This is a genomic window from Edaphosphingomonas fennica, assembly GCF_003034225.1.
Classification (GTDB): Bacteria; Pseudomonadota; Alphaproteobacteria; order Sphingomonadales; family Sphingomonadaceae; genus Sphingomonas_E; species Sphingomonas_E fennica.
Genome location: NZ_PHHF01000004.1, coordinates 40,640 through 61,331, shown reverse-complemented (window position 1 = coordinate 61,331; position 20,692 = coordinate 40,640). Strand labels below are relative to the sequence as shown.

The window sequence follows — 20,692 nt, the reverse complement described above, 5'->3', positions numbered from 1 at the left end:
CGTTTGAGCGCACCCCGCAGTTGCCAGCAAACTTCGACTGATGCTGTTCGGTCAGCTCAACCCTGACATCTTCGCGTTGTTCGCGGGCTCGAATCGCTTTCTCTACGAGCGCATCCTGATCGGCCTGTACGAAGGCTTTTACCGTTCCGATCTGCATTTCCCCTCGCAAGCAGAGGTGCTTCGACGCATTTACGACGATCTCGGCAACAATGCAGAGCTGTGGCGGGAGGACGAGGCACCGGTGGTGCTTGACCAGCTCGCGCCGCGGCGTGGTCGCCGAATACGGCGCCGCAATCGCGAGACCGCCGACGCGCAAGCGACCAGCGAGGCGATGATCCGAGCGCGCCATATCTATAATCGGCTCAAGGCGACTGGCTGGATTGAAGAGAGCCCTTACGGGCTCAAGATTACCGTGGACATGCCCGCGGGCGCGATGCGGCTGGCGGAGTTCCTGTGCAATTTGCGCGAAGGTCTGTCGGAGCAGCTCGGCGGCCTCGTCATTCAGGTCAAGAACGAGCTTGAGGCGCTCCAGCGCAACGCGCGGGAGAACGCGCCAGGCCTGCACAAGGCTGCGCGCGATGCGGCGACCTTCGGGCGGTATCTGCGCAGCGTGCTCAGTGCCTTGCGTGATATCGACAAGCAGGTACTCGACAGCGACAGCGTCGGTCGCAGGCTGCGCCACTATTTCGAGGATTTCGTCGAGCGTCTGTTGCTTCAGGATTACGCGGCGATCTCCACGACCTCACACCCCTATCGCTTCCGCCACCGAATTTTTGCCGCGCTGGACGCGATCGAGGATTCCGTGGCGGACATCGGCGCGATCGCCGAGGCGTATCGCGAAGCGCGATTGGCGCCCGATATCGCGAGTGCCCGGGATCTGGTCTATGACGATCTTCACAAGGTGCGCCGCGTCTTCGACCAGATTGAGGAGGCGTTCGATCGCATCCAGCAACACCGCGCTCGGCTGGAAACGCGCCTGCGCAACACGGTGCGCTATGCTGGCCGCCGCGGCGGAACGTTCCTTCAGCGCAGCGAACCGATCCTGCTCAAGCTCGATCGCATGTTGGCCGCTCCAAAGCCGAACGTCGAACTCTCGGGGTTGCTCGAACCGCGCCGGACACCCTGGTCGCCGTTCCTGCTCGCACGCCCGCGCATGTTCCGCACCGTCATCAGCGGCGGCATTCTCGTCCTTCCGCCGCCCGATCCGCTGCGCGAACTGCGCAAGCGCCTCGAGCGCGAATATCTCGATCGGCTGACGGTCACACCGGAGCAAGTGAGCCGGTTCCTGGAGCGGCGCGTGCCGCCGCTGGCTACGAGTGATGCCAGCAGCTTCTGGATCGACAGCGTCGACGACTTTCTTGCCTTCGAGACCTTGCGCCTGTCGATCCTTGCAGCCGAGGAGGACGGCAGCGGGAACGCGATCGCCGAGCATCTCGCCGGCCGGTTTCGCTTTGATGCCGCAGGCGGTGTTGGTGTCGACAATGCGTGGTTGAGCTGCGCAGGCTTCACTGTCACCCGTCTCGGGCTCGCGCCGCACGACGATACCGGACTTGCGGCTGCGTTGAACTTGGCCCGAACGTTGTATCAGCGTGCCGCCGACGCCGGCGCCCTCCCGACCGATTTTCGCACATTCTCGCGCGCGGCAGGCACCGACAGCAAGGCGCTCGAGCGGCTATCATCGCCTGTCGCCAGATTGTTTCGGCGCCTCTATCCCGAGGTCGAGACACCGATCGGACTCGACGCCGACGATCTCCTTGCGACCTTCGGCATCGTGCGCACGCCGCAAGCCCTCACGCTTAGCGGCCCCATTTCGATCGACGGACAGCGGCTCCCCCAGCTGCGATTCTATGGAGTGCCGCCGGAGCAGGGAGACATGCTCAGCATCGCTGCCCCCGTCGACCACGTCCTCACGATCGAAAACTATACGTCATTCGTCCGCCACGTCCGTGAGCTGAACGAAGATAAATCTGCCCTCGTCATATATACGGCGGGTTTCCCGGCCCGCGCGCATCTGCGGCAGATTGTCCGGCTCGCGGAGCTGGCCGGCGCACCGCTATATCATTGGGGTGACATAGATGGTGGTGGCATCAGAATTTTCTGTCACCTCGAACGTACGCTTGCCAACCGCGGTTTGGCCTTGTTGCCGCATATGATGAATCCGACCCTGCTCGAACAACACGGCGTCGTCGGAGAAAAACGACTTCGCCCCGCTGACGCGCCGTCCTCGGACAGTGCAATGGGAGCCCTGTGGGGTGCATTGCTCGCGACCGGCCTCGTTCTTGAACAGGAGAGCTTGGCGCCCCGCCGGCCGCCTCTTGGATAGCCTCCCAGTCAAGCTGCCATGTCGATCACTCGGACCATTGGTAGTGGTCCTTCAGGCTGTTCATCTGGCTATAGGCGAGAACCCCGCGTTTCTGCAGCTGGCCAACGACAATCCCCGGAGCAATGCCCTGCTCGGCCGCGAACGCGCGCACTTCCTCTGCCGTCCCGTCAAACCTGGCGATGAATTTGCGCAGCTCGGCCTGAGGGACCAGGAAGTTGGCAGCCCATTCATTGGCCTCTTCCTCCTGGGCAGGATCGGCATTGCTGTAGCCATTGCCATCGAGGAAGACCGCCTTGCGGCTATGGAGCAGCAGATGGGCCGCTTCGTGGAAGAAGGTGAACCAGAAATGGTCGTTGGCTTTGTGCCGCAAGGATTGCTGGATCAGCGCCTTGCGGGGACTGAGCCAACGCGAGATGCCGCTTAGCGCGACGCCTTTCAAAGGCTTGACGAGCGCGAAGGCCACGCCTGCGCGCGCGCAACGCTTGCGGACCTCGGGCAGGAAGTCTTCGACCGAAAGAACCGTCAACTCCCGGATACCGCGAAGTTCCTGTAGGAACCGCGCCTTGCCATACTCAGCGCAATCCAGCGCCTCGGCTTCTCGCTCACCGAGACGTAGCCAGACGATAAGCGCCTCTTCATGGCTTTCGAACGACGGTGAGTGTCGATAGGATACTGCGGCGAGCTCATCGAAACGCTCGCGGCACGCGTCCACACTCCCAACTCCGAAGAATTCGAGCAGTTGCCGAACGCGGTTTCCTCCCTGCGCGGGCGCGAACAGACCGCGCTTCTCGAGTTCCTTAACAGGAAACCGGGCAGCCCAGACACTGTCGGAGGCAAGCCGCTCCACCTCCTTCGCCTTAGCGAGCTGCAGCCGGTAATGGGCCTCAAGTCCTAGCCAGAGGTCGGCGTCCATATCGAGCACGCGTTCGAACTGGAGGGCTGTCTCCGGCTCTATCGGCGCTTTACCGGCGAGGATCTCGACGATGAGCTTGCCCGACCGACCGCACCGTCTCGCAAGCTCGCGAGCCGACATGTCGCGCGCCTCAAGAAACTCTTCGAGCAGCTTGCCGGGTCGGATGCCGCGGCTAGGATGATAAGACAGGTCTGTCATCAGCGGATAACGGCAGACGTCGCGAGGCGGTTTCTAGACATCTTCAATACCGATCACTTGAATCTCCTCGATCGCTTCCAGTGCCGGCGCCTTTTTTCCGCTCTTCGCTTTTTCACCAACGCCTCTGAACCGCAAGCGGTGCTGCGCGCCCACGTCGAGCGTAAACAGCCCTGACGTGCGGTCGTCAGGACGAAACCGGATAGGCGGACGGACCGGCAATTTCGCGAGATTAGGGGCGATGCTCAGCAAGGCCATGCGGGACGCGATCTTGTCCGCGACATTCGACCCATAGTGCGCCTCCAATCGGACGTGATCGTTGAACAGCTGCTGGGTGCGGCTGTCTTGGAACCCGATCTTCATCGGCAATCCAAAATTGTTACCTGATGGGTAACACTAATGGTTGACTCTTCGCAAGCCTTGATTGAGCCTCCACCAATGCTCGCCGACCGAGTCGGCGGGGGCACCAACAGTGGGTTCCACGCGACATGAGCAACGGCATTGCCTTCAAGACCACGCTGCCCGACCCGACCTTCGACGCGGCATGGGAAGCGATCAAGCTTCCGACGGCGATTAAGCAGAGGCTGATTGCCCAAGCGATTCTCAGTCTGACGATGCGCCGCAAGGTCGCATTTGAGATCGCTCCGCTGCACGGTATCATCGCTCTGGCCGGCCCACCGGGCACCGGAAAGACGACGATCGCGCGCGGACTTGCGAGTAAGGTCGCTGGGGCGCTCAAGGGGGAGACGGTCACGTTTCTCCAGATTGACCCGCACGGCCTCGCCAGCGCCGCTCTCGGCAAGAGCCAGCAGCAGGTCACCACGCTGTTCAATCGCACCATTCCTGAAGCCGGGCTCAAGGGGCCGGCCATCGTGCTGCTCGACGAAGTCGAGACGCTCGCCGCCGATCGTCGGCGTATGAGCCTTGAGGCCAACCCCGTCGATGTCCACCGCGCGACCGACGCCGTGCTCTCCGGCATCGACCAACTCACGCGCGAACACCCGCACATCCTGCTGGTGGCGACGACCAACTACCCCGAAGCGGTCGATGCCGCCTTTCTTTCGCGCGCTGACCTGCTGGAGACATTCGCCTTGCCCGGGGCTGAAGCTCGGGCTGAAATCATCGCCGACACGCTGAACGGCCTCGCCAAGACTTGGCCGGCCGTCGGCCAACTCAAGCGTGATGTCGGTCGCTTCGTGACGGCTTCGGACGGGCTCGATGGACGTCGCCTCCGCAAGGCGATCGTCGGCGCGGCTGCTTTGTCGATCGAGAGCGCGCGTGATCCTGGCATGTTGACCAGCAACCAGATCCTCGAGGCGCTGCGCGGAGTAGCCAAGGACAAGGGAGGCCGTCGTGAAGTTGCGTAGAGACATTGCCTCAGTACCGCTGCGCAGCGGGGAGGCGAGCTGGGCGGCGATCACTGGGCTGATCACTGGACCTGACACGGTCGATGGTGGGCAGCTGACTGCGGCGGCTTCGATCATGGCCATGCTCATATCAGACGAGATTCATTCGGTGGAGCCGCTGACGCTCGTCGGCGGTAGCGCGCGCGTCGTTCTCTACTGCACCTTCGGTAGCGATGCGCTGATCATGGGCGACGAGATCGATCCGCTTCCGATGAATCCCACCGGTGGGGAATGGACGCTTTATGTGCCTTGCCCCGAGAGCGATCTTGCTTGGGCGAGCGAGACGCTCAGCGCCCGGGCGCCGAGGATTGTCCTGCACAAGCCGGGTGCGATGCCGTCGGGCGGTGAGGAAGCAACGTCGGCCTCGGCCAAGAGCTTTGACATTGACTGGGGAGCGCTGAGCTGATGGGCACCTCGACTTTCACCTTCACCCGGACGCACACGGCGACGTTCGTGGCGGACAATATCCGCAATCAGCTGCGCGAGCTCATCAAGGCAGCCGGTCTGGATCCTACTGAGCTGATTGATGATTGGGGCGTGCTCGGCCCGGCCGCCAAATATTGGATGGAAACCGGCTACCTCACCGGCGTGACGATCGAATTCTTCTACCCGGGCGCCAGCCGGGCCCAGCATCGCTGGGATTTCGATATTTCCTACGCCGGCAGCGGCGTCGACGACGACATGTGGGTCGACCGCGATCATATACAGCGCACCATCGCCAAGGCCGGCAAGCCGCCGGCCGGGTGCATCTATCGCGTGATCCTGACTTGCCTGCCTGGACGGCCCAACTTTCCCGGAATGTCGAGCACGGAGTTCAAGTCCACAGATGGCCTTATCAGCCGGTCGTCGGGCACTGCCATTGCCACCCAAGATATCATGGCGGGGATCCGTTACTGGAGGGCAGCGTGATCAGCGTCAAAGAAGCATTTGCTACGTATAAGAGCCGGCTCGAGATCACCCAGACTGAGCAGGATGACGCGAGCCGCCGCCAGAAGGACGTGCGCGCGACCGTGCAAGCATCGTTCGATGTCGAGTATGATTTCCTTACCGGCTCCTACGGGCGCCACACCAAGACCAAGCCTCTCAAGGATGTCGACATCTTCGTGGTGCTGGGTGCGGACGAAGAGCATCGTCGCAAAGAGCACCCAAAGTTCATACTGGACGACCTAGAGAAATGTCTGGTCGACAAATATGGCAGAGACCAGGTCGAGCGTGATCGGCGCTGCGTGACCGTGTGGTTCGAGAAGCGTAACCAGACCCAAGATGAAGACGGCAAGGTGCTCAGCCTCGATGTCGTGCCTGCCTTCGAGAATGGCGACGATTATGAGATTCCCGACGACACGTTGGGAACCTGGATCGCCACGAACCCCTCGGTTCATGGGGAGAAGGCGACGGCCAAGAACAAGGAGCTGGGCGGCAACTGGGTGCCGCTCGTCAAGATGCTCAAGAGCTGGAACCGCCATGCGGGCAAGCCGATCCGCCCGTCCTTTCTGGTCGAGGTCATGGCGCTCGAACTGGTCGACGGCCCGTTCAACACCTTTCCGGATGAAAGCCGGCGCTTTTTTTCAGCGGCGGCGGCGACCATCGGCGATGATTGGCCTGACCCGGCCGGTCTCGGGCCAGCGGTTTCGGACGAGATGACACCAGCGCTCGCAGGTACGGCAAGGAGCGCGCTCGGCAGTGCCGAGGTGCTTGCTACCCGGGCCTATCGCGCCGAACAGCAGGGCCGCCGGGGCGAAGCACTCGCGCTCTGGAAGCAGATCTTCGGCCGATATTTCCCGAGCACCTAGCCCATGGCGACGACGATCTCGATTACGCAGTTGGTAGGATTGCAGCGGGCAGAGTTCGCGAAGGCAGCACGTCTGCAGCAGCGTATCCTCCATATTCAGTGCGTGATCGCAGCGCTGGCCGCCGTTAGCGTGTTCTTCGAGGCGCCGCTGGTAAGCTATGGTGTAGCGACTGTCGCGCTCGGGTTCGCCGGGATCTGGGCGCTCATAGGATGGCAATACCGGGCGAGCCGGGGACAGGCTGAACGCGCGAGACGGGCAACGCTGCTGATGCAGGGCTTGGACGAGACGATCTCCGATGGGGAACTGCGCAAGCTCAAGCTCGATTTTTCGGTTACGACTGAGCAGGGCCGGGCTTGCGAGGACGCCAACTACTATGCAGCTCAGGCCGCGCCGGGCTTGCCCCGCCTTGTAGAGATGCTCGAAGAGACGTGCTTCTGGTCTTGCCATCTACTGAAAGGCAGCGCCCGGCGATCCTGGTTCGCATTCATCGGTTTCGTAGTGACCGGACTGCTACTCTTTCTGCTCTCTGTCCTAGTTTTCGATGGCGATCGGCTCCAGTCAGCGGCGCGCCTGTTCTGCGTGCTGCTGACCTTCTTGGTGTCCACAGAGGTCGTAGGCGCGGCTTTGGCCTATGGCGATGCGTCTCAGGCGCTCTCAACGATCTTACCGAGGATTGAAGCCGTTCGGGCATCGGGCAACCGTACCGTCGATCTCTTGATGATCTTGTCGGACTATAATTCGGCCGTGGAGGGCGCCCCGATGTTTTGGCCTGGCCTCTATGAGAATGAGCGCGATCGTCTGAACCAGCTCTGGTCGGAACGCACAGGATGAACAACGTGGTGAAAGGATGAGCAATGGCTAAGGGAAAGGGTGAGGTTACGGGCAAGAAGGCGGCCTCAAATGCAGCTAAGGTTCTGCGTGATCCCAAGGCGAGCAAGGCCGCCAAGAGCGCCGTTGGCTCCGCACTGACGCAGCGCGTGGGGAAAAAGAAGTCCTAGGCAACATTCCAAGAGGATCGATCGTGCAGCATCTGGGTGACCTTGTGGTGAACGGCCGTCGCGAGACGCGTGGCCAAGTGACCGGAACAACCTACGTGCGGTCCGGTGGAAGGCTGATCGCGCATGGTCAGCTTGCCGGCGGCCTGATTATCGAGCCGGGCGGCAGCGCGATCATTCACGGACAGGTATCCAGGAATATTCGCAACGAAGGCCATCTGGAAATCTATGGCCAAGTCGTAGGTCGAATCGTGGGCAATCCGCCGATCAACCAACTCGGCCCGGATCAGCTGGTTGGAAACGATCTGCCCGTGCCTTTCAAAGGAGAGACAATCTCCTGGAGGGCATAGCGCAACGGTCGGCATCGCTTTCGATAAGCAAATCAATCGGCTTCGTTTCGTCCGCCGTGGGCCACGGTTGAACGCAATATTCCAGCGATGAAACCGGGTTGCAAACCGGGTTGCCAATCAGATATCCGAAATTTTCCTAGCGAAATCAATGGTTTTTGGCGGAGCGGGAGGGATTCGAACTCAGGCGATATGTTGCTGTTTTACGAACCCTAATTTACTCGCCAAATCCAGAAAGCCACGCTGGAAACCACGCAGGGCAGTTTTGCCGTTCTTCCACTTGATCCGAACGCATGGCGATCAAATCATCGGCTCCCTTTCTATAATGAATCCGGCTCCTTTGAGCAACTAACCGATCGCTTGTTCTGCGTCCCTGAATTGGGCTGCAACTCCTGCGACGGCGCAATGTGAGCAGACATTCTCGGAGGTGCCGCAGGGCATTTGATATTCGGTAGCGGGACTTGCGCCAATTTACGACGCCATCCGAAGGTTGCTCGAATCGAAATTTCCTATATAGTCGAAATATGGAACTTAAGAACGCCCTCTCCGCGCTCGCCGCTCTCGCCCATGAAGGGCGTCTCGCTGCTTTCCGCATGTTGGTTCAAGCGGGCCACGAAGGCATGGCGGCGGGCGAAATAGCCCGTCGCCTCGACGTGCCGCCGAACACGCTTTCGTCAAACCTGAGCATCTTGTCCCACGCGGGCCTTATCGAAAGTCGGCGGGATGGGCGGTCGATTATCTACACCGCACGATATGAGAACATGACCGCGTTGCTCGAATATCTGATGCAGGATTGCTGCGCCGGGCATCCTGAAATCTGCGCGCCTCTCGTCAAGGTCGCGCTGGACAGCCGGTGCGGACAGGAGGGTTGTGCATGAGCAATCAGGTTTACAACGTCCTGTTCCTTTGCACCGGCAATTCGGCCCGTTCGATCTTGGCGGAAAGCGCGCTCAACAAGCTGGGAGAAGGCCGCTTCCGGGCCTTCTCGGCGGGCAGCTTCCCGAAAGGCGACGTGCATCCGATGACATTGAACGTGCTGGCCTCGCTCGGCTATCCGACCGATGGGCTGCGTTCCAAAAGTTGGGATGAGTTTGCGGCTTCGGGTGCGCCGAAGATCGACCTCATTATCACTGTCTGCGACGACGCTGCGGGCGAAACCTGCCCGGTTTGGCCGGGGCGGCCGATCACGGCCCATTGGGGGATCGAAGATCCTGCCAAGGTCGAAGGGGAAGGCCAGCGGGAAGCCTTTGTCCGCGCCCTTCGCTACATGCTGAATCGTATCACGCTGTTCCTCGCGCTGCCCCATGACAGCATCGACCGCATGACGCTCGCCGCCAAGCTCCGCGAAATCGGCCAAGCCGAAGGCACTACCCATCCGAAAGCAAGCAACAATGCCGATTGACATTATCGTGTATCACAACCCGGAGTGCGGCACCTCGCGGAACGTGTTGGGCCTGATCCGCAATGCCGGGATCGAGCCGCACATTATCGAGTATCTGAAAACGCCGCCTGCGCGCGCCTTGCTCGTCCAGCTTATCGAACGCGCGGGAATCGCGCCGCGCGACCTCTTGCGCGAGAAAGGCACACCATACGCTGAACTTGGCTTGGGCGACGAAAGCCTAACCGACGACGCCTTGTTAGACGCGATGATGGTGCATCCAATCCTTATCAACCGGCCGCTGGTCGTCTCGCCGCTCGGTGTGAAATTGTGCCGCCCTTCGGAAGCGGTGCTGGACCTGTTGCCTGTGCCGCAACAGGGCGCGTTCGCCAAGGAAGATGGCGAACGGGTCGTGGATGAACAAGGCCAACGGGTCATCTGAGGCGAATATGTCAACGGCTCCCCTTGCGGCCACGGTGCCGTCTCGTCCCGGCATTTCCTTTTTCGAGCGGTATCTAAGCCTGTGGGTGGCGCTGTGCATCGTGGCGGGCATTGCGCTCGGCCATGCGCTACCCGGTCTGTTCAGCGTGATCGCAGCGGCCGAAGTCGCCCGCGTTAATCTCGTGGTCGCGGTGCTGATCTGGCTGATGATCGTGCCAATGCTGCTCAAAATCGACTTTGGGGCGCTTGGAAGCGTCAGGCAGCATTGGAAGGGTGTCGGTGTCACCCTGTTCATCAACTGGGCGGTCAAGCCCTTCTCGATGGCACTGCTCGGCACTCTGTTCATCGGCTGGCTGTTCGCGCCGCTACTGCCAGCGGGCGAAGCATCGTCATATATTGCCGGGCTGATCCTGCTTGCCGCCGCACCCTGCACGGCAATGGTGTTCGTCTGGTCCAACCTGTGTGACGGTGAGCCGACTTACACATTGAGTCAGGTCGCCTTGAATGACCTCATCATGGTCTTTGCGTTCGCGCCGCTGGTCGGGCTGTTGCTCGGCGTGGCTTCGGTGACGGTGCCGTGGGATACGCTGTTGCTTTCGGTCGGCCTCTATATCGTGGTGCCGGTGGTCGTCGCGCAGCTCGTCCGGCGCGCTGTGTTGGCGGCAGGCGGGCAATCCGCCCTAGACGGCCTGCTGGCTCGCCTTGGGCCTGTGTCGCTGGTCGCCTTGCTGGCAACGCTGGTGTTGCTGTTCGGCTTTCAGGGCGAGGCGATCATTGAACAGCCATTGGTCATCGGCCTGCTGGCCGTCCCCATTCTGATCCAAGTCTATTTCAACGCCGGGCTGGCCTATTGGCTAAGCCGCCGCTTTGGCGTCGCGTGGTGCGTCGCCGCGCCCTCCGCGCTCATCGGCGCATCCAATTTCTTCGAGCTGGCCGTGGCCGCCGCAATCAGCCTGTTCGGCCTCAAGTCGGGGGCGGCGCTCGCAACCGTGGTCGGGGTGCTGGTCGAGGTTCCGGTCATGCTCTCCGTGGTCGCCATCGTGAAGCGGACTCGCGGCTGGTATGAGAAAGGAGCCATCGCTTGACCCGTCTCCGCGCGCTTTCCGATCCGCGTCATCTGCCCGCCCTCGATCTCCGCTATATCCGTGAGCGGCCCGCCGTTGGTCTTGGTGCGGGCGATCCGCCGCCGCGCATCCTGCTCCTGTATGGTAGCTTGCGCGAACGGTCCTTCTCGCGCCACGCTGTCGAGGAAGCCGCAAGGCTGCTCCAATTGTTCGGCGCGGAAACGCGGATTTTCGATCCGGCTGATCTGCCATTGCCCGATCAGGTGAAGGGGGACGATCATCCCGCCGTTCACGAATTGCGCGACCATGCCATGTGGTCGGAAGGCATGGTGTGGTGCAGCCCGGAGCGTCACGGCCAGATAAGCAGCATCATGAAAGCGCAAATCGACCATCTACCGCTCGAAATGAAAGGTATGCGCCCCACGCAAGGACGCACTCTCGCGGTGATGCAAGTGTCCGGCGGCTCGCAGTCATTCAATGCGGTCAATACGCTGCGCCTGCTCGGCCGCTGGATGCGGATGTTCACGATCCCCAATCAGTCGAGCGTAGCCAAGGCGTTTCAGGAGTTTGACGAAACGGGTCGAATGAAACCGTCAGGCTATTATGATCGCATCGTGGATGTGATGGAGGAATTGATACGGTTCACTATCCTGTTACGGCCGCATGCCGATCAACTCGTAGATCGCTATTCCGAACGCAAATCCGCCGATATTGTCATTGACCCGGCGCGCGACATCTCAAGCATCGCGGTTTGCAAGCGGTAGCATGATCGACGCCCCTACCAGAACTTGCGGCGTTTCCCTTCAAAGCCATCTTTCACCTTGTCGATCCATGCGACAATCTCATGCTCGCTCCAACGGGAAGCATAAGGCGATATTTTGTAGGGGGCGGGGAAACGTCCCTGGGTGATAAGCCGGTAGATCATCGACTTTCCAAGACCAACGCGCCGCGTGACTTCTTCCAGTTTCAGGAGGCGTTCGGGAGGCTCGGAAAACTCCGTCATATCTAACCCATATTCGGGGGAACGGCGGATGCATGGGCAAAGGGCAACACCATCTGCGCGGTCATGCCTTCCGCGTCCGGGAACAGCATGACTTTGAGCGGATAAAATGGGTCGTCAATTTCGACGCGTAGATAATCGCGCGGTGGATCGCTCCGCGATTCCTTCTCCCAGGCATCGCCAACCGTCTGCCACCCCAGCATCACACGAAACGCGGGCGCGTTGTCGCTGACCCGATTGTCGTTGGGGACGAGACGGATTTTTCGCTGGATGGTGAGCGTGGTGATTTCGCCCTCCCAACCGCCTTGCTTCGACCGCTTGAAACGGCCGATGACTCTGCGGCGCCTCACGTCCCGCTCTCCACATCACGGCGCGCTTTCGCAAATGCGCGGTCGCTGGCGAGGAAGGTTTCGAGCATCGCCGGTATCAGGTCGGCCACCGCCGCCTTGTCGGCATAGGCCCGATTGTAGATCGCGGCGTAGTCGGCAAGGGTGTGCGCTAGGTCCGGTGTCACCGTGATCGCGATCTTGACCGGCGTGCGGTCTGGAAGTTTGGCGAGTTTGAGCATGGGGCGTTCTCCTGTCAGCGAGCGCCACCCCAGGGCCGCAATTGCAAATCCTTGTGAACGATCACGCGGAGCGGCCATCCGGGGCGGACGGTTATCGTGGGCTGGATGTTGAGATTCCTGGTGACGATCTGCTGCCCTGCCTGATTGGCGGACTGCTGGGTCGACTGACGGACGGCGCGGACAAGATCGCTTTCATCGTCGCCGATCGACACTTCGGTGCCGACGCCGAGCAGCGTCGAGAGCGCCACACCTTTGAGCAGGCGCCAGGTGTGGAAATCCACCTTGTCCTCAAGGCCGGCATAGCCCGCCGCATCGGTAGCAGGCAGATTGTCGATCTGGATGGAGGAGCCATCGGGCAGTATGATCCGCTGCCAGACGAGCAGCGCACGGCTCTGTCCAAACGCCACGACGCTATCATAGCTACCGATCAGACGGGCGCCCTGGGGAATGAGCAGGGTCCGCCCCGTCACGGTGTCGAATACATTCTCCGTCACCTGCGCGATGACCATGCCCGGCAGGTCGGAATTAAGCCCGGTGAGCAGACTGGCGGCGATGACGCTCCCCGCCATCACCTGATAGGGCGATGCCGGTGTCTCCAGCACATGGGCGTTATAGATCCCGCCCGACGCCTGCCGCCCGACAAAATCCAGCTTGCGCTGCTGGTTGTTCTGATCGTGCTCCGGGTCGAGCGCGAGGCGATCGCTCGCGGCCGGTGGCTCCGGAGCGATAGGGACGTCAGCGGCGCTCTGGCTGAAGGCCATGGCAGTGCCCGTCGAACGGCCCGACGACTGCACCATGACGCCGGCCTCGCGGGCCTGCGCGGCTTGCCCAGCGAGACGCTGGCGTTCGGCTTCTGCGGCCTGTTCCTCAGGGGTCATCGCCGGTGTGGGGTCATCGCCTGCAAGCTGGCGCTGGCGATCAAGGATCGGCTTACCCAGGTCTCCGGGGAGCGGCGCTCCCAGCACCGGGACGCCGCGCGCGACCTCGCCATAGCTGCCCGGCAGGTTCATCACCTGATCGGCGGGAGTATGCCGGTCGGTGATGGCCTTGTCCTCGCCGGCCGCGACGATCTGGAGCGTCTTCGGCCCCAGCGCCATCCAGGCGACGCCGGCAATGGCGAGCGAACCGACGGCCGCGCCGCCGATGATGACGCCCCGCCGGAAGCGCACCACACGGCGGGGGCTGGCGCGCAGAACCAAGGTGTCGGGCGCGGCTTTTGAGGGCGGCGCGGGCGACGCGGCTTGCGCTTCCGGCTCCGGCGCGATCGGATCAACGGGCGGCTCGCTCATTTCCGCGTCCTCCCGGCCTGACCGTCAGTTCGGCTGATCCGCACGACGGCTTGCGGGTTTTCGCCGAGACGCAATTCAGCCGCCGCGAACAGGCGGTCGACGATGTAATGGTTGCCGCTGACGCGGTAGTTGACGAGCTGGCTGTCACCGAGCGGGCCGACCACGAACAACGGCGGCGCTTCCCCCTGATCGAGTCGCGCGGGAAACTCGATATAGACCTTATTCCCGTCATCCCAGGCGCGAACCGGCCGCCACGGCGGGCTGTCACCCGTGATCTCGTAGCGGAAGCGCAGGTTGGTGAGCGATATGCCATCGGCCACCGGCTGCGCCTGCTCGGCCTGTTGGTTCTGGCGCTGAAGCGCCACAAGCCGGTCTTGCGGATAGGTCCAGCTTATAGCGGCCATCGCCGTCCTGTCGGTGCTTTCGAGCGCCAGATGATAGGCGCGGCGATCGGTGGTGATGACCATGTTGGTCGCCAACCCCGGCGCAAACGGCTTGACCAGCACATGCACGCGGGCCTGATCTCCAGCGCCGCTTGCAGTGTCACCGATAACCCAACGCACCGTGTCACCGGCCGAAACCGCCACCAGCTTCTCGCCAGGCTGCAACGCGATGTCGCTCACCCGTTCGGGTGCGGCATAGAGCCGGTAAAGTGCTCCTTCGGTCCAGGGATAGACCTGCACGGCATTAATATAACCCGCTCTCGACGGCTCGCGCGTGGCGGCGCGGTTCGCGGCTTCCACCCGTGCGGTGGGAGGGCTGTTGTCGGCCTTCACCGATGGCGGCGGCAATAGCTGCCCCGGCAAGGGAAGCGGCACTGGCTGTTCGACGATCTCGACCGGCCTGGGCGGTTCGGCTTCTTGGTGCGCGGGCTGGAAGTCAGCGGTGTCATAGCTGATCGCCGGCGGTGTCGTCTTGCCGGCACAGGCGGACAACGCCAGTGCCGAGACGGACAGGACAATGATCCGGGTCATGGGGCGGAATCTCCTTCATTGGCGGGACTGGCCGACGCGGCCTGAACCGGCGCGCTATCCTGCACGGGCATTGCGGTCGGCGTTGTTGGAGCCGGAACGATGGGCTGCTGCGGAGGCTGCTGGTCCGCCGTCGCCGGCGGGCCTTCGAGTTCCCGTGCCCAGTCGATAGCGTTGACGAACAGGCCGAGTGGATTCTTGCGGAGCGCATCGGCAGTTTTGGGCGGCTGCATCTTCACCGTCAGCATGGCGGTCCAGCGTTCGGTTCTGGCCAAGCTGCCACGCTCGTAGATGCTTTCGGTCCACTTAACCTGAAAGCTGGTGTCGGAGGCGCGGACCACACTCGTCACCTGCACCGATACGCTGCGCTGGCCGATACCCGCGAACGGATCGTTGCTACGGGCATATTCGTTGAGGAAAATCGCCGCGCGGTCGGTAGCGAAGTCGTATGCATCAAGCCAGTTGCGCTTGACCAATACCGGGTCGGTGGAGACCGACCGCACGTTCGATATGAACCGGCTCAGGAACCAGGCGATCTGCCCGTCGGTGGGCTGATAGTTCTGGATCGCCGGCGCTACACTGCGGGCTTCACCGAGCCGATCCACCTCAACGACGTAGGGGGCGACGCGGCTCTGCATCGATTGCCAGACGTTCGAGCCGATCAGGATGCCGGTCAGACCAAGACATCCGAAGGCGACGAGCCGCCAGTTCTTCGCCTGCACGCGCGCCGAGCCGATGCGCTCGTCCCAGAGCTGGCCGGCACGCTGATATGGGGTTTCCGGTTCGGGCGTGCGCCCGTAACGCTGGATGGATCGCTTGAAGATCATGAAAAATCACTCCTTGTCGCTAAGGTCGGGATTGGCCGAGCCACCGGGACGATCGCCGTCCTTGACCGTCTGCATCGCCATGTGGCGGCGATGACGTGCAGCCTGTTCGGAGCGCAGATTGCGCGCCCAGGCCGGAGCGCCACCGGCTGCTCCGGCGGCCGCGCCCGCAACCGAAGCGCCGGGCGATGCGCTAGACGGCGAAGACGTGCGGCCGGCATGCCATGCAGCCTGCTGCCCGCGACCGGCAGCGTCCCTGAATGGTGCCGTGACGCGCGCGGCCGCTGCCTTCAATCCTTGCGATGTCGCGCCACCGATTGCGGTGCCGATGCCACCCATACCGGCGCGCATCGTGCTGCTGCCGGAAGTTTCCTGCCCGAGCCGATAAGCGGTGGCGCCGGCGGAGCCCATCGCGGTTCCGGCCCGGATCGCAGCCATGCCGCCAGAGGCGCCAGCCATCGCAGCGCGAGTGCCGAGCATCGCCGCGCCGCCAGTGGCCAGCGCTGCGCCCGCCACCGTGCCGACGGCCGCACCCGCGCCGAGTTGCGGTGCGCCCGTAACGAGACCGGAGGCAATTGAGGGACCGAAGATGGCGAGGCCGACCAGCGTCAGCGCGCCCATCAACAGGCTCAAGGCTTCCGCGATACCGGGATCGGCTCCGACCAGGCTGTTGAGCTGCGCGAAGAAGTTGGTGCCGATGCCGATAATGACCGCCAGCACCATGATCTTGATGCCTGACGATATGACACCGCCCAGCACCCGCTCGGCGAGGAAGCTGGTCTTATTCCACAGTGCGAACGGCACCAGCACGAACCCGGCGAGCGTCGTCAGCTTGAACTCAATGATGGTGATGAAGACCTGCACGGCCATGCCCAGGAAGGCCAGCACCACCAGAAACCAGCACACGAGCAGAACGGCGATGGTGAGGAAGTTGCCGAAGAACTCGGGAAAGCCGGAAAGCGTCCCGACCTTAACCAGAAGCGGCCACGCTGCTTTGAACCCCGTGCCCCCGATCGCGCCCGGACGGAGCAGGTCGGCGGCCGACATACCGCCTCCCGACGCGGTGATGCCAAGCCCGGAAAAGCTGCGAAAGATGATGTCGGCAAGCGTGTTGAAATTGCCGATAATGAAGGCGAAGGCACCGACATAGAGTGTCTTCTTGATAAGGCGGCCAAGCACGTCAGAATCATTGTCCATCGCCCACCAGAGCGCGGCCAGAGTCACGTCGATGCCGATCAGGACGGTGGTAAGAAAGGCGACATCCCCGGACAGGAGGCCAAAGCCGCTGTCGATGTAGGTCGTGAAGACGGCCAGGAAGTTGTCGATGATGTTGAGATCGGGGTTCATGGCCGTGTGCCGCCTTTCCGGTCGCCGTCAGTTGCGCGTGTAGATGTCGCGTTCGCCGATGAAGCGCCGCGTGGTCTCACGCGCGGCTTCGAGCGCCTGTTGCTGGCGGGCGCGCTCGATCGCATCGGCACGATACTGGGCCGCCATCATGTTCTGGATTTGGAGCTGCTGCTTGGTGGACAGCGCAATGAGCTGGTTGGTCGCCTGTTGCGCCTGCAAGTCGCCAGTCGCTGATTGGCTTTGCGATACCAGTTCCGAGAGCAGTGCGGCGTCGCCCTGGACATTCTCCACGACCTGCGCCTGAACGCGCATGGTCTGCCGGTAGGCTTTCATCGACGCCTGCAACCGCGCGCGCGCCTGGGCGATGATGTCGCTGGTCGACAGCGTTTGATCGAAGTCGGCGGGAAATTGTGTCCGCAGCGCGTTATCGGTCGATCCGAGATCGAACGCGATGCCCTCCGCCTGCATCATCAGCGTGTCGATGCGCTGCATTGAGTGGGTGATCTGCGCCAACGATGAGAAGTCGAGGCGTTGGAGGTGCTTCGCCATATTGGTGAGCATCGTCGCCTGGTTCTGGAGCGCCCGGATCTGATTGTTGATCTGCTGGAGGGTGCGCGCCGCGGTCAGGACATTCTGTGCGTAGTTCGACGGATCGAACACCACGCCGCCAAATTGCGCGTGCGCGGGTGCGGTCGGCACGATGGCGGTGCCGATCATGGCGGTCGCAGCACAGCACGCGGCAAGGATATTGGTTTTCATGAGGGTAGCTCCTTCTGCTGGGGGATGAAGGGGTCTCCCCCGGCGCTGTTCGCGCCGGGGAAGTCTCGGAGAAGACCGGCCGCCCAGCCGAGGCGGCGCGCTTCAAGAAAGGCAGCGGCGAACCCGACCTCGCCCTGTTCCGCGAGCAGACGATCGATCAGGCTTTGCGTGTCGGGATCGGAGGCGCCGCACAGCGCCACGGCGATCGGCCCCAGCGTCAGCTCGAACAGGCGATTGCCGCGCCGGGATTGCAGATAATAATGCCGCTTCGGCGTGGCGCGGGCGATCAGTTCGATCTGCGTGTCGTTGAGGCCGAACCGCTCATAGGTGGTGCGGGCCTGCGGCTCGATCGCCCGGTCATTGGGAAGCAGGATGCGTTGCGGGCAGCTTTCGATGATCGCGGGCGCGATGCTGCTGTCGGCAATGTCCGCGAGGCTCTGCGTGGCGAAGATGACGCTGACATTCTTCTTGCGCAGAACCTTCAGCCATTCGCGGATGCGCTGGGCGAACAGTGGATTGTCGAGAAATACCCAGGCTTCATCGAGAATGAGCAGCGTCGGCCGCCCGTCGAAGCGTTCTTCGAGCCGGTGGAACAAATAGGTTAGCACCGGCAGCACGACGCTGCCTGAGTTCATCAGCGCTTCGGTCTCGAAGCACTGAACATCCGACAGGTCCAGGGCGTTTTCCGCCGCATCGAGCAGCCGCCCGAATGGCCCTTCGAGCGTATAGGGCATGAGCGCGGCCTTGAGCGCGTTGGACTGGAGTAGAACCGCAAGGCCGGTGAGCGTGCGCTGTTCGGGCGGCGCGCTGGCAAGGCTGGTGAGCGCCGACCAAAGCGCTTCCTTGACCTCCGGCGTCACATCGACCCGCTCATGGGCGAGCAAGGCCGCGATCCAGTCGGCCGCCCATGCCCGCTCGCCGTCATCGTGAATGTTGCGCAAGGGCTGGAATGCCAGTGCGTCGCTCTCGCCCAGAGCATGATGTTCGCCGCCCATCGCCAGCACGGTGGCGCGCGCAGACAGCCCCTTGTCGAAGATATAGACCTGAGCGCCGGGATAGCGCCGGAACTGCAAGGCGAGCAGTGCCAGCAGCACCGATTTGCCCGCTCCGGTCGGGCCGACAACCAGCATATGGCCAACGTCGCCGACATGGGTGGAAAGGCGGAACGGCGTCGAACCCCAGGTCTCCGCATAGAGCAGCGGCGGCCCATCCAGATGATCGTTGCGCGACGGCCCTGCCCATACTGACGACAGCGGCATCAGATGCGCGAGGTTCAGCGTGTGGACCAGCGGTTGGCGGACATTCGCATAAACGTGGCCGGGCAGACTGCCGAGCCAGGCTTCCACGGCGTTCACCGTTTCCCGGATGCAGGTGAAACCGATGCCATTGACGATCCGCTCGACGATGCGGAGCTTTTCGTCAGCCGCCGCGCTATCCTCATCGGACACGGTGATCGTCGCCGTGTAATAACCGAACGCGACATGATCGCCGCCCAGCGCCTGCAAGGCGAGATCGGCATCGACCACCTTATTATCGGCATCGCTGTCGGTCAGCGGCACCGGCTCGTTCATCATTACCTCGCGCATGATCTGCGCGATCGACTTGCGTTTATTGAACCATTGCCGCCGGATGCGGGTCAGCGCCTTGTTGGCCTGCGTCTTGTCGAGCGCAATGAAGCGTGTCGCCCAGCGATAAGCGAACCCCTGACGATTGAGTGCGTCGAGGATGCCGGGTCGAGTTACGTTCGGAAATCCCAGCACCGTCACCGTGCGAAGGTGTCCGTTCCCCAGCATCGGCTCGATGCCGCCGGACAGCGGCGTATCGACCAGCAGCCCGTCGAGATACATCGGCGTCTCAGGGGCCGCGACGGGATGCCTTTTGGGTGAAATGCAGCCGTGCAGGAAGGTCAGCGTCTCGCTGTCGTCCAGCGCGCGAACCTCCGGCATGATGCCGGTCAGGAGGTCGGATAGCCGATCACTCTCGGCGATGAAGGCGCGCAGTTCGGTGCGCCAGTCGCGATCCTGTTGCGGCTGCTCGCGCTCCAGCAATGCCCGTTCGGCCCGGCTGATCTGATCGGCGGGCGGCAGGTAGCAGAGGGTCAGGTGATAGCGGCTCTCGAAATGCTCGCCCTTGCGGCCGTCAAAATGTCCACGCCGTTCCTCGTCGACCAGCCAGGAGGCCGCATCAGGAAACTGGCTGTCGGGATAACCCAATGCGGGCGCGCGCTCGGCGTCGAAGAACAAGGCCCAGCCCGACCCCAGCCGGCGCAGCGCGTTGTTCGCCCGCGCGCAGACCGAGACCAGTTCGGCTTCGGTAGCGGATTCCAGATCGGGACCGCGAAAACGGAACGTCCGCTGGAAGCTCCCATCCTTGTTGAGCACCACGCCAGGCGCCACCAACGCAGCCCACGGCAAATGATCGGCCAGTCGGTCGGATAGTCCACGATATTCCTTCAGGTTCAGCATGAGAGATACGCCTTTTGCCGGAGGTGGCGGGCAAGGACGGGCGCAAAATCGGGGTCGCGCTTGGCCGCGAAGACGGCGAGGCTGTGCCCGACCAGCCAGAGCAGCAGGCCCCCGATCCATTGCTGGAGGCCAAGTCCCATCGCGGCCGCCAGTGTGCCGTTGAGGATCGCGATCCCTCGGGGAGCACCACCGAGCAGGATCGGTTCGGTAAGTGCGCGATGCAGCGGCACCTCGAAGCCCTCGATGGAGGTGGCGGGCGCGATGGAAGCGGCCACCACCATCAGACCAGCGCCCCGCCGCCGAAACTGAAGAAGGACAAGAAGAAGGAACTGGCGGCGAAGGCGATCGACAGGCCAAATACGATCTGGATCAGCTTGCGAAAGCCGCCGCTGGTTTCGCCGAAGGCCAGTGCCAGCCCGGTGGTGATGATTATGATAACGGCGACGATCTTGGCGACCGGACCCTGGACCGATTCCAGCACTTGCTGAAGCGGTTCTTCCCAGGGCATTCCCGATCCGGCCGCCATCGCGGCGGCGGGGAGGATGAGGACGGCACTCGCGGCAAGCGTAAGCCGGTGCGGCAGGCGCGCGAATGCGGGCAGAGGTGTGATATGCATT

Annotated in this window: 25 protein-coding genes; 12 read left to right on the top strand and 13 right to left on the bottom strand. The window is 62.6% G+C overall.

Going from position 1 to position 20,692, the window contains the following annotated elements:
• Positions 1 to 40 precede the first annotated feature (40 nt).
• Positions 41 to 2,323, top strand: a complete 2,283-nt coding sequence (locus CV103_RS01270) for a Wadjet anti-phage system protein JetA family protein (RefSeq protein WP_107393714.1) — start codon at positions 41 to 43, stop codon at positions 2,321 to 2,323.
• 25 nt (positions 2,324 to 2,348) lie between these two features.
• Here the strand turns inward: CV103_RS01270 and CV103_RS01265 are convergent, their stop codons facing one another.
• Together CV103_RS01265 and CV103_RS01260 are read right to left on the bottom strand one after the other, a co-directional pair.
• Positions 2,349 to 3,434: a HigA family addiction module antitoxin gene (locus CV103_RS01265; RefSeq protein WP_107393713.1), complete on the bottom strand. Its 1,086-nt coding sequence runs from the start codon at positions 3,432 to 3,434 to the stop codon at positions 2,349 to 2,351.
• Positions 3,435 to 3,467: 33 nt separating this feature from the next.
• On the bottom strand, positions 3,468 to 3,794 hold the full coding sequence (locus CV103_RS01260) for a hypothetical protein (RefSeq protein ID WP_107393712.1): 327 nt from the start codon (positions 3,792 to 3,794) through the stop codon (positions 3,468 to 3,470).
• Between the two features lie 125 nt (positions 3,795 to 3,919).
• On the opposite strand from CV103_RS01260, the gene CV103_RS01255 reads away from it, so the two are divergent.
• The 11 genes from CV103_RS01255 (at position 3,920) to arsH (ending at position 11,616) form a co-directional block, all read left to right on the top strand.
• Entirely contained in the window at positions 3,920 to 4,798 is an 879-nt protein-coding gene (locus CV103_RS01255) for an AAA family ATPase (protein WP_107393711.1), read from the top strand.
• Positions 4,785 to 5,243, top strand: a complete 459-nt coding sequence (locus tag CV103_RS01250) for a hypothetical protein (RefSeq protein ID WP_146163358.1) — start codon at positions 4,785 to 4,787, stop codon at positions 5,241 to 5,243. The genes CV103_RS01255 and CV103_RS01250 overlap by 14 nt, the downstream gene beginning before the upstream one ends.
• Entirely contained in the window at positions 5,243 to 5,746 is a 504-nt protein-coding gene (locus tag CV103_RS01245; RefSeq protein ID WP_107393709.1) for a hypothetical protein, read from the top strand. The genes CV103_RS01250 and CV103_RS01245 overlap by 1 nt, the downstream gene beginning before the upstream one ends.
• On the top strand, positions 5,743 to 6,627 hold the full coding sequence (locus CV103_RS01240; protein WP_107393708.1) for a CBASS oligonucleotide cyclase: 885 nt from the start codon (positions 5,743 to 5,745) through the stop codon (positions 6,625 to 6,627). The genes CV103_RS01245 and CV103_RS01240 overlap by 4 nt, the downstream gene beginning before the upstream one ends.
• Before the next feature lie 3 nt (positions 6,628 to 6,630).
• Positions 6,631 to 7,458, top strand: coding sequence for a hypothetical protein (locus CV103_RS01235; protein WP_107393707.1), 828 nt, complete (start codon positions 6,631 to 6,633; stop codon positions 7,456 to 7,458).
• A gap of 190 nt (positions 7,459 to 7,648) precedes the next feature.
• Entirely contained in the window at positions 7,649 to 7,972 is a 324-nt protein-coding gene (locus tag CV103_RS01230) for a hypothetical protein (protein WP_107393706.1), read from the top strand.
• Positions 7,973 to 8,493: 521 nt separating this feature from the next.
• Positions 8,494 to 8,847, top strand: a complete 354-nt coding sequence (locus tag CV103_RS01225) for an ArsR/SmtB family transcription factor (protein WP_107393705.1) — start codon at positions 8,494 to 8,496, stop codon at positions 8,845 to 8,847.
• A complete protein-coding gene (locus CV103_RS01220; protein ID WP_107393704.1) occupies positions 8,844 to 9,371 on the top strand; it encodes an arsenate reductase ArsC in 528 nt (175 codons plus the stop codon). The genes CV103_RS01225 and CV103_RS01220 overlap by 4 nt, the downstream gene beginning before the upstream one ends.
• Positions 9,361 to 9,789, top strand: coding sequence for an arsenate reductase (glutaredoxin) (arsC, locus tag CV103_RS01215; protein ID WP_107393703.1), 429 nt, complete (start codon positions 9,361 to 9,363; stop codon positions 9,787 to 9,789). The genes CV103_RS01220 and arsC overlap by 11 nt, the downstream gene beginning before the upstream one ends.
• A 7-nt stretch (positions 9,790 to 9,796) precedes the next feature.
• Complete coding sequence (gene arsB, locus CV103_RS01210; RefSeq protein ID WP_107393702.1) at positions 9,797 to 10,873, top strand: ACR3 family arsenite efflux transporter; 1,077 nt, start codon at positions 9,797 to 9,799, stop codon at positions 10,871 to 10,873.
• The gene (gene arsH / locus CV103_RS01205) at positions 10,870 to 11,616 is read left to right on the top strand and encodes an arsenical resistance protein ArsH (RefSeq protein WP_107393701.1); all 747 of its coding nucleotides are present in this window, start codon (positions 10,870 to 10,872) and stop codon (positions 11,614 to 11,616) included. The genes arsB and arsH overlap by 4 nt, the downstream gene beginning before the upstream one ends.
• Positions 11,617 to 11,630: 14 nt before the next feature.
• Here arsH and CV103_RS01200 read toward each other — a convergent pair whose 3' ends face one another.
• From CV103_RS01200 to CV103_RS01150, 11 genes are read right to left on the bottom strand one after another with little or no spacing between them, the layout of a single operon-like run.
• Complete coding sequence (locus CV103_RS01200; protein WP_107393700.1) at positions 11,631 to 11,855, bottom strand: helix-turn-helix transcriptional regulator; 225 nt, start codon at positions 11,853 to 11,855, stop codon at positions 11,631 to 11,633.
• 2 nt (positions 11,856 to 11,857) lie between these two features.
• Positions 11,858 to 12,202 carry a DUF736 domain-containing protein gene (locus CV103_RS01195; protein ID WP_107393699.1) on the bottom strand — a complete coding sequence of 115 codons (345 nt, stop codon included), beginning with the start codon at positions 12,200 to 12,202 and terminating at the stop codon, positions 11,858 to 11,860.
• The gene (locus CV103_RS01190; protein ID WP_107393698.1) at positions 12,199 to 12,420 is read right to left on the bottom strand and encodes a DUF2274 domain-containing protein; all 222 of its coding nucleotides are present in this window, start codon (positions 12,418 to 12,420) and stop codon (positions 12,199 to 12,201) included. Before CV103_RS01190 ends, CV103_RS01195 begins: the two co-directional genes overlap by 4 nt.
• A 14-nt stretch (positions 12,421 to 12,434) precedes the next feature.
• Positions 12,435 to 13,709, bottom strand: a complete 1,275-nt coding sequence (locus tag CV103_RS01185) for a TraB/TrbI/VirB10 family type IV secretion system protein (RefSeq protein ID WP_107393697.1) — start codon at positions 13,707 to 13,709, stop codon at positions 12,435 to 12,437.
• Complete coding sequence (gene trbG / locus CV103_RS01180; RefSeq protein WP_107393696.1) at positions 13,706 to 14,683, bottom strand: P-type conjugative transfer protein TrbG; 978 nt, start codon at positions 14,681 to 14,683, stop codon at positions 13,706 to 13,708. The genes CV103_RS01185 and trbG overlap by 4 nt, the downstream gene beginning before the upstream one ends.
• Positions 14,680 to 15,507, bottom strand: coding sequence for a conjugal transfer protein TrbF (trbF, locus tag CV103_RS01175; protein ID WP_107393695.1), 828 nt, complete (start codon positions 15,505 to 15,507; stop codon positions 14,680 to 14,682). The genes trbG and trbF overlap by 4 nt, the downstream gene beginning before the upstream one ends.
• Before the next feature lie 6 nt (positions 15,508 to 15,513).
• The gene (trbL, locus tag CV103_RS01170; RefSeq protein WP_107393694.1) at positions 15,514 to 16,851 is read right to left on the bottom strand and encodes a P-type conjugative transfer protein TrbL; all 1,338 of its coding nucleotides are present in this window, start codon (positions 16,849 to 16,851) and stop codon (positions 15,514 to 15,516) included.
• A gap of 27 nt (positions 16,852 to 16,878) precedes the next feature.
• Positions 16,879 to 17,610, bottom strand: a complete 732-nt coding sequence (gene trbJ, locus CV103_RS01165) for a P-type conjugative transfer protein TrbJ (protein ID WP_107393693.1) — start codon at positions 17,608 to 17,610, stop codon at positions 16,879 to 16,881.
• Positions 17,607 to 20,075, bottom strand: a complete 2,469-nt coding sequence (gene trbE, locus CV103_RS01160; RefSeq protein ID WP_107393692.1) for a conjugal transfer protein TrbE — start codon at positions 20,073 to 20,075, stop codon at positions 17,607 to 17,609. Before trbE ends, trbJ begins: the two co-directional genes overlap by 4 nt.
• Entirely contained in the window at positions 20,069 to 20,356 is a 288-nt protein-coding gene (locus CV103_RS01155) for a VirB3 family type IV secretion system protein (RefSeq protein WP_107393691.1), read from the bottom strand. The genes trbE and CV103_RS01155 overlap by 7 nt, the downstream gene beginning before the upstream one ends.
• A complete protein-coding gene (locus CV103_RS01150; RefSeq protein ID WP_107393690.1) occupies positions 20,356 to 20,691 on the bottom strand; it encodes a TrbC/VirB2 family type IV secretion system protein in 336 nt (111 codons plus the stop codon). Before CV103_RS01150 ends, CV103_RS01155 begins: the two co-directional genes overlap by 1 nt.
• Between the last annotated feature and the right edge of the window lies 1 nt (position 20,692).